The 14,068-nt window shown below is 38.8% G+C and carries 9 protein-coding genes and 1 pseudogene; 3 read left to right on the top strand and 7 right to left on the bottom strand.

The window, feature by feature from the left end:
• Positions 1-46: 46 nt before the first annotated feature.
• Positions 47-589 (top strand): YfaZ family outer membrane protein, encoded by a 543-nt coding sequence (locus ACNART_RS09715; RefSeq protein ID WP_198625787.1) that lies wholly within the window; start codon positions 47-49, stop codon positions 587-589.
• An 85-nt stretch (positions 590-674) separates the two neighbouring features.
• Here ACNART_RS09715 and tyrP read toward each other — a convergent pair whose 3' ends face one another.
• From tyrP to ubiG, 6 genes are all read right to left on the bottom strand, one after another.
• Positions 675-1,826, bottom strand: coding sequence for a tyrosine transporter TyrP (gene tyrP, locus ACNART_RS09710; RefSeq protein WP_232806260.1), 1,152 nt, complete (start codon positions 1,824-1,826; stop codon positions 675-677).
• Between the two features lie 241 nt (positions 1,827-2,067).
• On the bottom strand, positions 2,068-2,301 hold the full coding sequence (locus ACNART_RS09705) for a YgdI/YgdR family lipoprotein (RefSeq protein ID WP_109374138.1): 234 nt from the start codon (positions 2,299-2,301) through the stop codon (positions 2,068-2,070).
• Between the two features lie 91 nt (positions 2,302-2,392).
• A complete protein-coding gene (gene yfaE / locus ACNART_RS09700; RefSeq protein WP_109374139.1) occupies positions 2,393-2,671 on the bottom strand; it encodes a class I ribonucleotide reductase maintenance protein YfaE in 279 nt (92 codons plus the stop codon).
• A gap of 25 nt (positions 2,672-2,696) precedes the next feature.
• Positions 2,697-3,827, bottom strand: coding sequence for a class Ia ribonucleoside-diphosphate reductase subunit beta (gene nrdB / locus ACNART_RS09695; RefSeq protein WP_109374140.1), 1,131 nt, complete (start codon positions 3,825-3,827; stop codon positions 2,697-2,699).
• 11 nt (positions 3,828-3,838) lie between these two features.
• Positions 3,839-6,130 (bottom strand): class 1a ribonucleoside-diphosphate reductase subunit alpha, encoded by a 2,292-nt coding sequence (gene nrdA, locus ACNART_RS09690; protein ID WP_198619780.1) that lies wholly within the window; start codon positions 6,128-6,130, stop codon positions 3,839-3,841.
• Positions 6,131-6,478: 348 nt separating this feature from the next.
• On the bottom strand, positions 6,479-7,216 hold the full coding sequence (gene ubiG / locus ACNART_RS09685) for a bifunctional 2-polyprenyl-6-hydroxyphenol methylase/3-demethylubiquinol 3-O-methyltransferase UbiG (protein ID WP_198632237.1): 738 nt from the start codon (positions 7,214-7,216) through the stop codon (positions 6,479-6,481).
• Positions 7,217-7,388: 172 nt separating this feature from the next.
• Here ubiG and gyrA point away from each other — a divergent pair, with 172 nt between their 5' ends.
• Positions 7,389-10,016, top strand: coding sequence for a DNA topoisomerase (ATP-hydrolyzing) subunit A (gene gyrA / locus ACNART_RS09680; protein ID WP_198619782.1), 2,628 nt, complete (start codon positions 7,389-7,391; stop codon positions 10,014-10,016).
• 193 nt (positions 10,017-10,209) lie between these two features.
• Positions 10,210-13,044: a two-component system sensor histidine kinase RcsC gene (gene rcsC, locus ACNART_RS09675; RefSeq protein WP_368927916.1), complete on the top strand. Its 2,835-nt coding sequence runs from the start codon at positions 10,210-10,212 to the stop codon at positions 13,042-13,044.
• A 389-nt stretch (positions 13,045-13,433) separates the two neighbouring features.
• On the opposite strand, the pseudogene rcsB reads toward rcsC, so the two are convergent.
• A pseudogene (gene rcsB / locus ACNART_RS09670) lies at positions 13,434-14,067 on the bottom strand (response regulator transcription factor RcsB).
• Position 14,068 lies beyond the last annotated feature (1 nt).

Here is a 14,068-nt window from a genome sequence, read left to right as displayed (position 1 = left end):
GTTGTATAATTATAAGTTAGGACAATTATTTGCTGGAGTAATAACAATGAAAAAATATTTATTGGTCAGCGCTGTAAGTGCGTTATTTATGGCTGGTAATGCAAATGCAGTATCAATGAATATTCAAGCGGGCAAGCATTACACTGATGTTCGAGCGGGTTTAGGTGATCCTAACGCAGGGCTATCTTTTAATGGTAACTGGGCACGTAGTGATCATGATGGTCAGACGGGTAGCCTAGGTGCAAAATTCGCATTACCATTAGGACCTTTCTCAGCGAGTGTTGGAGGTAAAGCACTCTACTTATCACCAAAAAATGGTGATGATGGTGCTGCACTAGCGGGTGGTGTAGGTTTAAACTGGAATGTATTCCCTTCATTGAATGTTTATGGTGAAGCTTATGCTTCTCCTGAAGGATTAACCTCTGGCAGCAAATCTTATTATGAAGCCGATGTGGGTGCTCAATTAACAGTATTTAAACCACTGCACGTTAATGCAGGTTACCGTGTGATTGAAATCGAAAACTCACATAATAGAAGTAATAATAAAATTGCTGATGGTTTCTATGTTGGAGCTGGTTTAAGCTTCTAATTTAGAAAAAGCAGATAAGATCAAATAAAAAGCAGGTGTTGAAAAATCAGCACCTGCTTTTTTTGTTGTTGGTATAAGTGAGTATTTAGCCGACTTGTGGTAATAAACCAAAAGTGATAGCGATTTGAATACCAATAACCACCAGACCACAAATAAACACAATACCTAATGCACCTTTCCCGCCTTTAACTTTGTATTTATCTGCACCGTTTTGTTCTTGTCTAACTTTCCATACTAATAAAGCAGGTAGAAGCAACGCTAAGATTGACAGGGCAATAGCGGCATAGGCTAATGCTTGTACAAAGTTAGGGAAATAAAGCGCGCATAGTAAAGGAGGCACAAACGTTAATAGGCTTGATTGCATACGCCCAGTTGCACGATTACTGCGTTTGAATAGGTCAGCAAGATAATCAAATAGACCTAATGCAACACCAAGGAACGAGGTTGCTAAAGCTAATGCCGCAAATAGGTTAACTGCAATATTCACGCGAGGTGTAGCAACGACATCACGGATAGCAGTAAGCAGACCATTTAATCCAGATTGTTGCGCCATAATTCCCATAAAAGTATTTGTTGGGATGGCACCTAATGTGGCAATTTGCCATAAAATATAAGCAACAAGCGGAATAGCACTACCAACAATAAAGATAATACGTAGCTTTTTAATATCGCCGTTCATGTAACTTACAATACTTGGCACACTACCGTGGAAACCAAATGAGGTAAAAATAACAGGAATAGCAGAAAGAATAAGCCCATACGCCACAGGCATTGAGGTTAAGTTTACTGATTCAACGTGAGGTAACATCACAATCAGCATAAATATGAGGAAGAAAACTTTTGCGGTAAACAATAGGCGGTTAATCATATCAACCGATGTTGTACCAATTCCTACCACCGCTCCACCAATCACTGTAAAGATAATGATACCTTGTGTGACAGAAAGCTCATGACCAATCCAAGACGAGAGTGTGGATGAGAGTAGTTCACCTGCACCACTAATATAAGCAGTTGTTAGCGCATACATTAATAGTAATAGTGCAAGTCCTGTGATCACTTGACCACCAACACCAAGATAGCGCTTTGCAATAGAGCCAAGACCAGTATGAGGATCATTGTATTGATAAACTTCCACCAGCAGTAACGCGGTATAGCTCATCAATAACCATAAGCCAACAAGCAATAGCATCATGGTGCTAAAACCAATACCCACGGCAGCCAGTGGCATTGCCAGCATACCTGCCCCAATTGTTGTTCCTGCAACAATAAAAACACTGCCTATAGTGCGATTCTTCACAAAATCCTCTGTTCTCTAAACTATTTTATTTATTTAAAAAGCAGGGTATAAGAATGGTAAATTTCTGTCAAATTTTAATTACGTATGCTGTAATGATTGGTTTACAAAAAGGATTTTGTGAATAAAAAAACGCCAATTATAAATATGAATTGGCGCTTTAAGAGAGATATTTATAGGAGCGTTAATCGTCAAGCTCTACCATTCGTCTTATTTGATCACGATTAATTTGTTTAATTTGTCCTGTTTCTGAATCTTTGTAGGTAATTAATCCAGTTGCTTCATCTTCTTGGGGTTTATCTGTTGTTAAAATTGTTTCCCCATTCACTGTTTCTATTTTTTGTGGACTTGAACAGCCCGCGACGAGCAGAATTGATGTGGAAATAGCAACAGCGGAGAAAATAGAACTTAATTTCATAATACTTTTCCTTTTTTATCAATGTTATTTGTAACTTTAGTCAAAGATGAACAAGAGTGTTAGGAAAAAGCCAAAATTAAGATAATTCAAATTACTCAGAGCAAATTTCTATTTCGATATCACTAATGGGATGGCAACTACAGGGGAGTATTTCATCGGCTTGGATAAACGCTAAAGGCTCATTGCGATAACACACTTTGCCTTTCACTAAGCGTAGACGACAAGAGCCACAATAGCCTTCACGACATTGGTATTCGACTTGGACTTTCCCATGCTCTAATGCATCAAGCAAAGAAGGATGGGTGTCAGTATGAAATTCTAAAGGTGTTGAAAGACCCTGCTGATGCAGGGTCACTTTATGAGATGCCATAACGTATCGGTGTTATTTCTCAGTATTACAGTTCAAAGTTACTTAAGTCATCAGTATCAACTTGTGAATCGATTTGACCCACGAGGTAAGAACTGACTTCAACTTCTTGAGGTGCAACTTGAACGTTGTCAGACACTAACCATGCATTGATCCATGGAATAGGGTTAGAACGTGCTTTAAATGGTAATTTAAGACCCACTGCTTGCATGCGAATATTGGTAATATATTCAACATATTGGCAAAGGATATCTTTATTTAAACCAATCATAGAGCCTTCAGAGAACAGGTATTCCGCCCACTCTTTTTCTTGCTCTGCCGCTTCAACAAACAGGTCATAACACTCTTGCTCACATTCAGCCGCAATTTCTGCCATTTCAGGATCATCTTGACCTGAACGCAGTAAATTCAGCATGTGCTGTGTTCCTGTTAAATGCAACGCTTCATCACGGGCAATTAATCGAATGATTTTAGCATTACCTTCCATTAATTCACGTTCCGCAAAGGCAAATGAACAGGCAAAGCTAACGTAGAAACGAATCGCTTCTAATGCATTGACGCTCATTAAGCACAGGTAAAGCTGTTTTTTCAGTTTACGCAGTGTAACGTGTACCATCTCGCCTTTGACTTCATGATCACCTTCACCAAACATATGGTAAAGATTAGTGAGTCTGATCAGTTCATCGTAGTAAGAAGAAATATCACGTGCACGTTTTAAAATTTCTTCATTTTCAACGATATCATCAAACACAACTGACGGATCGTTAACAATATTACGAATAATATGAGTATAAGAGCGTGAGTGGATGGTTTCAGAGAATGACCATGTTTCAACCCACGTCTCTAACTCTGGGATTGAGATTAAAGGTAAGAATGCCACGTTAGGGCTTCTTCCTTGAATCGAATCCAACAGCGTTTGATATTTTAAGTTACTAATAAAAATATGTTTTTCATGATCAGGTAACGCATTATAGTCAATACGATCACGAGAAACGTCCACTTCTTCTGGACGCCAGAAGAAGGAGAGCTGTTTTTCAATTAGCTTTTCAAAAATAGGATATTTTTGCTGATCATAACGCGCTACGTTAACAGGTTGCCCAAAAAACATGGGCTCCTGAAGTTGATCATTTTTAACTTGTGAAAAAGTAGTATAAGACATAGCTTCCTCAATTAAATTTTACACGCGCCGCCTTCACAATCTGAATCTTCCGTCTCAACGACTTCTTCCAGATCACCCTGTACATCGTCTGCACCGTCACGGGTATTGTGATAATAAAGTGTTTTCACACCATATTTGTAAGCGAGCAGCAAATCTTTCAGCAGTTGGTTCATTGGAACCTTACCGCTAGGGAAACGAGTAGGATCGTAGTTAGTGTTTGCAGAAATCGCTTGGTCAACGAATTTTTGCATAATACCGACTAACTGCAAGTAACCTTCAATACTTGGCATTTGCCACAGTAATTCATAAGCGCCTTTCAAACGCTCATACTCAGGAACCACTTGACGTAAAATACCGTCTTTAGAGGCTTTAATACTGATATAACCACGCGGTGGCTCGATACCATTTGTCGCATTCGAAATCTGTGAAGAGGTTTCTGATGGCATCAGCGCGGATAGTGTTGAGTTACGTAAACCGTACTCTTTAATGTCTTTGCGTAAGCCTTCCCAATCGTAATGCAGTGGTTCATTGGTCAGTACATCTAATGATTTTTTATAGGTATCAATAGGTAAAATACCTTCAGCGTAAGTGGTTTCATTAAACCATGGGCATGCGCCTTGTTCTTTCGCTAATTCATTAGATGCTTTTAATAAATAGTATTGAATAGCTTCAAATGCACGATGGGTTAAGTTATTTGCACTACCATCAGAGTAGCGGACACCGTGTTTTGCTAAATAATAAGCAAAGTTAATAACACCAATACCTAAAGTACGACGACCCATTGCCCCTTTTTGAGCAGCCAAGATTGGATAGTCTTGATAATCTAACAAGGCGTCAAGTGAACGAACGGCTAAACGAGCAAGTTCTTCTAAATCATCAAGATTTTCAATTGCACCTAAGTTAAATGCAGATAACGTACACAGTGCAATTTCACCATTAGGATCTTTAATATCATTTAATGGTTTAGTTGGCAGTGCAATTTCTAAGCATAAGTTTGATTGGCGAATTGGTGCAACAGCCGGATCAAATGGGCTATGTGTATTACAATGGTCAACGTTCTGAATGTAAATGCGGCCAGTTGAGGCACGTTCTTGCATCATTAATGAGAATAACTCAACCGCTTTAACTTGTTTTTGGCGGATACTTTTGTCTTTCTCATATTGTACATATAAGCGTTCAAATTCGTCTTGGTCTGCAAAGAATGCATCGTATAAACCAGGAACATCAGAAGGGCTGAATAAAGTAATATCCTGACCTTTGATTAAACGCTCATACATTAATTTGTTTAATTGCACGCCATAATCTAAATGACGAACACGGTTATCTTCAACACCACGGTTATTTTTCAGTACCAGCAGGCTTTCAACTTCTAGATGCCATAATGGGTAGAATAAGGTTGCCGCACCACCACGAACACCACCTTGCGAGCAAGATTTCACCGCAGTTTGGAAGTGTTTATAGAAAGGGATACAGCCTGTGTGGAATGCTTCACCATTACGAATAGCGCTACCTAATGCACGAATACGACCTGCATTGATACCAATACCCGCACGTTGAGAAACGTATTTCACAATAGCACTTGATGTCGCATTGATAGAATCAAGGCTGTCGTCGCACTCAATTAAAACGCAAGAGCTAAATTGACGAGTTGGTGTTCTTACACCCGCCATAATTGGCGTTGGTAATGAAATTTTAAAGGTTGAAATCGCATTATAGAAGCGTTCGATATAGTCCATACGAGTTGCTTGTGGATAACGAGAAAACAAGCAAGCAGCGACTAGAACGTATAAAAATTGCGCACTTTCGTAAATTTCACCTGTAATACGGTTTTGAACGAAGTATTTGCCTTCTAATTGTTTAACCGCTGCGTAGGAGAAATTCATATCACGTTGATGAACAATAAAGTTATTCATCTGTTCGAACTCTTCTTGCGTGTAATCTTCGAGAAGATGGCGATCGTATTTGCCTAAATCGACTAATTTTTTAACGTGATCATACAGTGCTGGTGGCTCAAATTGGCCATACGCTTTTTTACGTAGATTAAATACGGCAAGACGGGCAGCGAGATACTGATAATCAGGCGTTTCAGCAGAGATTAAGTCTGCAGCAGCTTTTACCAGCGTTTCATGGATATCAGCAGTTTTGATACCATCATAAAACTGAATCTGAGAACGTAATTCAACTTGAGATACAGAGACATTTTCTAGACCTTCAGCGGCCCAGGCGATAACACGGTGAATTTTGTCTAAGTCAATGCGTTCTTTATGACCATCACGTTTTGTGACTAGCAGGCTGTGATTCATGAGCGATGCACCTTTCTTGCATTAGTGTTACCTGAAATTTTATACCGCAAAAAAACGCTCCCGATGACAATTTGTGTCAAGGAGTCTTGTGGTGTGAAATTTAAGGAAACACAATATATAGGGGTTGGTTCAAATGGTGATAACAAGATAAAGGTAATTGAGAGATTGATCAAGTGTACAAATCTGATTGTTTCTGTGGATAAATAGGGGATAAATTTTTTAATAACTGCCTGTACCCTGCATAAATACAGGCAGTAAGAAACACAAATTCAAGTGACAACGATGTAAAGTCAATTTTAAAAAATGTGATCGTTTGATGTTTTATTAAACCAAATCAAACTTTCAGTTTCATGAATTCGAGTTATGTGTCGATTGTGTGTGCACCATATAATTCACATCGACATTTGGCGCTAATCGGAATTTGTCAGTGATTGGGTTATAATGTAAACCAATCATATTTTTGCTACGTAAATCGGTTTCATCGACCCAACTAAGCAATTCTGATGGGCGAATAAACTTATTAGCATCATGTGTGCCTTTAGGTACCATATTCAGAATATACTCCGCACCTACGACCAGCATTAGCCACGCTTTTTTATTACGATTGATGGTTGAGAAGAAAACATGTCCACCAGGTTTTACCAGTTTTGCACAGGCTCTTACCACAGAAGATGGATCAGGAACGTGCTCTAACATCTCCATACAGGTAACGACGTCGTAAGTTTGTGGGTTGTCATTCGCGTGGTTTTCAACGGTATCTTGAATGTAAGTGACAGGTATACCCGATTCCAGTGAGTGTAAACGTGCAACTTGTAATGGCTCTGTACCCATATCAAGTCCAATTACTTCAGCTCCAGCACATGCCATACTTTCAGACAAAATACCGCCACCACAACCGACATCTAGGACTTTTTTTCCAAATAGGCCGTCTGCGCGTTCTTGAATATAGTTGAGTCTTAGTGGGTTGATGCGGTGTAATGGCTTAAATTCACCTTCAAGATCCCACCACCGTGATGCGACGCTTTCAAACTTGTCGATTTCATGCTGATCCACGTTAGCATGTAAAGAGGTTGTTTTATCATTCATCAGAAAGTATTACTCCTATTTTCATATTGCCATGATTCTACCAACGTTAGACGGTGAAATCGAAGAGAATAGCGAAAGGATCATTAATTTAGTTGTTTCCTTTTTCCAAAAATTGGCGATTTGTGGTATAGTTCTAAACCTTTGAATCCGTAGTATGAGGGACAGTGGCTCCATGAGCGACATTGCCAGAGAAATCACACCAGTTAATATCGAAGAAGAGCTGAAAAGCTCATATTTGGATTATGCGATGTCTGTTATTGTAGGACGCGCATTACCCGATGTTCGAGACGGACTGAAGCCAGTACACCGCCGAGTGCTTTTCGCGATGAATGTACTAGGAAACGATTGGAATAAACCTTATAAAAAATCAGCCCGTGTTGTTGGGGATGTTATCGGTAAATATCACCCGCACGGTGACAGTGCTGTTTATGAAACGATTGTTCGTTTAGCACAGCCTTTTTCTATGCGTTACATGTTGGTTGACGGGCAGGGTAACTTCGGGTCAGTTGATGGTGACTCGGCGGCTGCGATGCGTTATACCGAAGTTCGTATGGCGAAAATCGCCCATGAACTGCTGGCGGATTTGGAAAAAGAAACGGTTGATTTTGTTCCTAACTATGATGGAACAGAACATATTCCGGCTGTAATGCCAACCCGTATTCCAAACTTGTTAGTCAATGGTTCTTCAGGGATTGCGGTAGGGATGGCAACAAACATTCCTCCACATAACCTAGGCGAAGTTATCGACGGCTGTCTTGCTTACGTTGATAACGAAGACATCACGATTGAAGAGTTGATGGAACATATTACGGGGCCTGATTTCCCGACTGCCGCTATTATTAATGGTCGCAGAGGAATTTTAGATGCTTACCGTACTGGTCGCGGAAAAATTTATATCCGTGCTCAGGCTGATATCGAAACTGATGAGAAGACAGGCCGCGAAACTATTATCGTGACAGAAATTCCTTATCAGGTGAATAAAGCTCGCTTAATTGAAAAAATTGCAGAGCTTGTTAAAGATAAGCGTATTGAAGGTATTAGCGGCTTACGTGATGAGTCTGATAAAGACGGTATGCGTATTGTCGTTGAAATCAAACGTGATGCTGTGGGTGAAGTGGTATTAAATCACTTATTCTCACAAACACAAATGCAGGTTTCTTTTGGTATTAATATGGTTGCGCTTCACCAAGGCCAGCCAAAATTATTAAATTTAAAAGAAATTATCTCTGCCTTTATTCGTCACCGTCGTGAAGTTGTTACTCGTCGTACTATTTTCGAATTACGTAAAGCACGCGACCGCGCCCATATCTTAGAAGCACTGGCTGTTGCCTTGGCGAACATTGACCCAGTTATTGAAATGATCCGTCAAGCACCAAATCCAGCAGAAGCAAAAGCGGCGTTAATTGCACAACCTTGGGATTTAGGTAGCGTTTCTACCATGTTAGAGCGTGCTGGTGACAGCAATGTTGCTCGTCCTGAATGGTTAGAGCCACAATATGGTGTGCATGACGGTAAGTACTATCTAACAGAGCAACAAGCTCAGGCTATTTTGGATCTGCGTTTGCAGAAACTGACCGGCCTTGAACATGAAAAACTGTTAGATGAATATCGTGAGTTATTGCTCCAAATTGCTGAGCTATTACATATCTTAAGAAGCCCAGAGCGTCTGATGGAAGTCATTCGTGAAGAGCTAAATGCGATTAAAGATCAATATAACGATCCTCGTCGTACTGAAATCACTGAAAATACAGCAGATATTAATATCGAAGACTTGATCAATGAAGAAAATGTTGTTGTGACACTTTCTCATCAAGGTTACGTTAAATATCAGCCTCTTACCGATTACGAAGCACAGCGTCGTGGCGGTAAAGGTAAATCAGCAGCAAGAATTAAAGAAGAAGACTTTATCGATCGTCTGTTGGTAGCTAACACCCATGACACCATTCTGTGCTTCTCAAGCCGTGGTCGTCTCTACTGGATGAAAGTTTACCAATTACCAGAAGCAAGTCGCGGTGCTCGTGGTCGCCCAATTATCAACTTATTACCTCTTGAGCAAAATGAACGTATTACGGCTATTTTGCCAGTGAGAGAGTATGAAGAAGGTAAGTTTGTCTTTATGGCAACAGCAAGCGGCACCGTGAAGAAAACACCTCTGCAAGATTTCAGCCGTCCTCGTAGTGCAGGTATTATTGCCGTCAACTTAAATGAAGGTGATGAGTTAATCGGTGTTGATTTAACCGACAGCACTAACGAAGTTATGTTGTTCTCTGCGGATGGTAAAGTGGTTCGCTTTGCAGAAGATTGTGTTCGCCCAATGGGACGTACTGCGACAGGTGTTCGTGGTATGAAACTGAGCGATGACGATAAAGTGGTTTCACTTATCATCCCTCGTGGTGAAGGTGATATCTTAACCGTAACTGAAAATGGTTATGGTAAACGTACTGCTCAAAGCGAATACCCAACGAAGAATCGTGCAACACAAGGCGTTATCTCTATTAAAGTCAGTGAGCGTAACGGTAAAGTTGTTGGTGCAATTCAAGTTGAAGAAACTGACCAGATTATGATGATCACGAATGCGGGTACATTAGTTCGTACACGAGTTTCTGAAGTCAGCATTGTTGGACGTAATACACAAGGTGTTACCTTAATTCGTACAACCGAAGGTGAGTTGGTCGTTGGCTTGCAACGTGTTGAAGATGAAGATGATGCATTAGATGACGATGAAGTTAATGAAGTTATTAACGAAGAGTCATCAGAAGCACCTGATTCAGATTTAGCGGATGATGCAGACGAAGAATAATATTTATCATTATTGTGATGTATAAATAAAAGAAAGCAGGCATAATTGCCTGCTTTTTTTATATGGTAGGATCAGTTCATCATCAGAAAAAATTATCTTGATGATAAAGATCATATCATTCAGACATACAGTAACTTCTGCTAGAATAGAATAAGTTTCTTATGCGGTAGGCATTATTGATTAGGGTGGTTGTTTGAGATATCTCTCGTCCTTTAAAACATCGTTAAAAATTTCCCGCTACCTTTTTCGTGTATTAGGTATCATGTTGTGGGCGATGGGTGCATTGTTAACCATGTTTTACCTCATCAATATTTTCAATGACACAAAGTCAGATATTCGGCAAGAGTATAGTAATAACTACACCAATCTCCTTGGCTTCTTTAGGCAAACTTCTGGCACCATCCGTGATTTACAATACCTCGCAGAACGACATCAAGAACAGATCAATTTAAATCCGAGCATGAAAAATTCATTATTTTATGAAGGACCTTTTTCACTTCATAAACTTAATGACACTGCGGATTGTGAATTGTTTAAAGGACAAACAAATAACTATTTTCGCTCATTTAACAGCATCTTATATTATTGGAAAGATAATACACCCGCCCTGCAAGGAATAAACCAAGTCTTTATGGTTGGCTCCCATAGCATGTGTATGATTAACTTCCCTTTGCGCGCATCCCCTGTTGATACTGAAATGTTGAAAAAGATGGTTTACGAAAATACACGTAACTACATCAATCAACGCGCACAAGGTAAAGAGGTTAACCAATATTGGATAGTGCCAGATGCAAAAGGAGATAGCGGCATTTTATATGTTATGTCGCCAGTTTATGCCTCAGGTAAATTTATTGGCTTGATCGGTATTGAAAGGGCAATTCGACTTGAATATTTTTCTCCCGCCAAAGACAGAGTGATTTCAATTCACCTTCTTAATAGTAGAAATACCACTGTTTTAAGCTATCCAGCAGAAAATAACTATCATGCCGTTAAACAAGTTCCTGATGTTAGTGCCCCTTATTTTGGTTTTGATGAAGACTTTAGTGACTTAGTTGCTAAGCGTAAATTATTGCCTTCATCTTTTAGTGTGGTGTATTCATTACCACTCAAACAAATTTTAAATGAATTTAAATTTACGATTTTTAATGCGCTGATCTTAAATATTATTTCAGCCATTATGATTTTTATCTTCGTATGGATCTTTGAGCGAAAAATATTCTCCCCAGCTGAAAACAATGCCTCTCGTCTGGAAGAACACGAGCAGTTTAACCATAAGATTGTAGCATCAGCGCCAGTTGGGATTAGTATTCTTAGAATACGTGATGGCATGATCATTTTAAGTAACGAACTCGCTCATAACTATTTTCGTTTACTTAGCCATAGCGATAAACAAAATATCCTCTCTATTATTGCAGAGAAAAGTAGCAATATGGTCGATGTAGTGACCAACAATCGTAATCATCTGCAAATTAGCTTTGTTAATTCACGTTATCAAAATGAAGATGTGGCCATCTGTGTTTTAGTGGATATTAGCGCACGGGTTAAAATGGAGCGCTCATTACAAAACATGGCGACAGCTGCGGAGCAAGCTAACCAAGCTAAATCGATGTTCTTGGCAACTGTCAGCCATGAATTACGAACGCCACTTTATGGCATTATTGGTAATTTAGAGTTATTACAATCTCTTACACAAAGCGATGATGCTGCTCGATTATTAAAAACGATGAATAACTCCTCATCGTTATTACTAAAAATTATTAGTGATATCCTCGATTTCTCGAAAATTGAATCTAAACAGTTAAAAATTGATATTAAGCCATTTAATTGTCGCCAAGTGCTCTCTTTTGTTATCTCTAACTATTTACCTTTGATTGCGAAAAAAGACTTAGCTATTTACTGTTTTATCGAACCTGATGTACCTAAAATTGTAAATAGTGATCCAGTTCGTGTGCAACAAGTTATCTCTAATTTATTGAATAACAGTATTAAATTCACTACGACAGGGTGTATTACCTTGCATCTTTATAAAGATGATTATTATCTCTATTTCGATATTCACGATACAGGGCGAGGGATCAGCGACAAAGCATTGCATGAGCTTTTTGAACCATTCTTCCAAGTGTCTCAAAATACAGAAAGTGCATCAGAAGGGACAGGATTAGGTTTAGCTATTTGTGAAAAACTAATTAACTTAATGGATGGGGATATCAGCGTTGTTTCCCAAGAAAATATTGGTAGCCGCTTTACAGTTCGTATACCTCTTTATGGTGCTTTAGAAGGCGTTGAGCCTTCTTCTAAACAGAATATTTATAAAGAAAGTAATGTTCGCTGTTTTATTGATATTAAAAATCTCTATTTAGAAGGCTTTATTGGTCGATACCTTCGTTATTTTGGCTTGAGTTGCGAATTACTTACTGAAGAAGTGGTGTTATCTTCAACCGATTTTATTATCACAGATTACGATATACCAAGAAAAGATAACTGCCAATTTATTAGGATCAACGAGCATTATTTTGAGCCGTCGAAGAAAACAGCTGGAAACGTATGGGTCTGCAGTACTTATAAATTAAACGAGTTAACAAAAATAATCCTGCAATTGCCACAAAATAAAGTGGAAGCAAATTGTGTGGATATGGTGGAGCAAGATACTGATTGTAGCTTACAAACCTTAACGATTCTTATTGTCGATGATCACCCAATAAACCGCTTATTGTTGACTGATCAACTGAAAAAAATCGGTTTTAATACAGTAACAGCAGAAGATGGCTGTGACGCATTAACGTATTTAGCTAAAAATCATGTTGATATCGTTCTGACGGATGTCAATATGCCAAACATGAATGGTTATCAGCTGGCAACACATATAAGAGAAATAGGCAGTAATATGCCTGTGATTGGTGTGACGGCGAATGCGATTGCAGAAGAGAAACAACGCTGTATTGATGCAGGAATGAATGATTGTGTATCTAAACCTGTTTCGCTTTCTATTTTAAGAGAAGTGTTGGTGAAGTACATACCTAAAGAATAATTCTAGATCGTGAACAATAAAACGAGTAAAAAAACCAAGGCTAATTTATTAGCCTTGGTTTTTTTTAAGTCAAAATAAGGTAAAAATGACGTAATTACAAAGTATTTTGATAGATAAAATGAAACAAAGTACAGCCATAATAAGACAAGCCGATTAAAAGGAGAGTGAGGGAGTCTCTGTAACAGCCTATAAGCGAAAAAACTAGTAAAGGTACGATATAAGCCATGCAGCTTATAAGGTGCTTCTGAACAGGAAATATTTGCAAGAAAAGAGAAAGGCAAACCCAAAGAGAATGAGAGATAAAGAGTAAAAATTAAAAAGCAGAGAAGCTCCCACAAAGGGATGAGCTTCCTGATTTTATCGGTGCGACTAAGGTAACTACGGTGAAATTAATCTGGGCCGTTAATTTCCTTATCAATAGTCACTGATGACAAGTAATTAAGTAATGCGATATCGTTATCGACACCTAATTTCATCATGGCTGATTTTTTCTGACTACTAATCGTTTTAATACTACGATTAAGTTTTTTCGCGATTTCAGTCACAAGAAAGCCTTCAGCAAATAATCTCAGCACTTCACTTTCTTTTGGTGATAAACGTTTATCGCCATAACCATTTGCATTTACTTTTTCAAGTAGCTTCGCAACGCTTTCAGGCATAAATTTCTTGCCTTTTTGTAGTGCAGCCAATGCTTTTGGTAGATCAGTCGGAGCACCTTGCTTAAGCACAATACCTTCAATTTCAAGATCAAGAACTGCGCTCAAAATAGCTGGGTTGTTATTCATTGTGAGTACAATAATCGACAAATTAGGATAATGTCTTTTAATGTACTTAATGAGTGTAATACCATCACCATACTTATCGCCAGGCATAGACAAGTCAGTAATTAAAGCATCCACATTGTGAAGTCGAATCTTCAAATTCACCTACAACATTGACCCATTCAATTTGTTCTAAAGATTTACGAATACCGAATAAAACGATTGGGTGATCATCGGCAATAATAATATTAAGGTTATTCATG

This window comes from Proteus sp. LHD240705 (assembly GCF_047921555.1).
Lineage (GTDB): Bacteria > Pseudomonadota > Gammaproteobacteria > Enterobacterales > Enterobacteriaceae > Proteus.
This window is presented reverse-complemented; position numbering and strand designations above follow the sequence as displayed.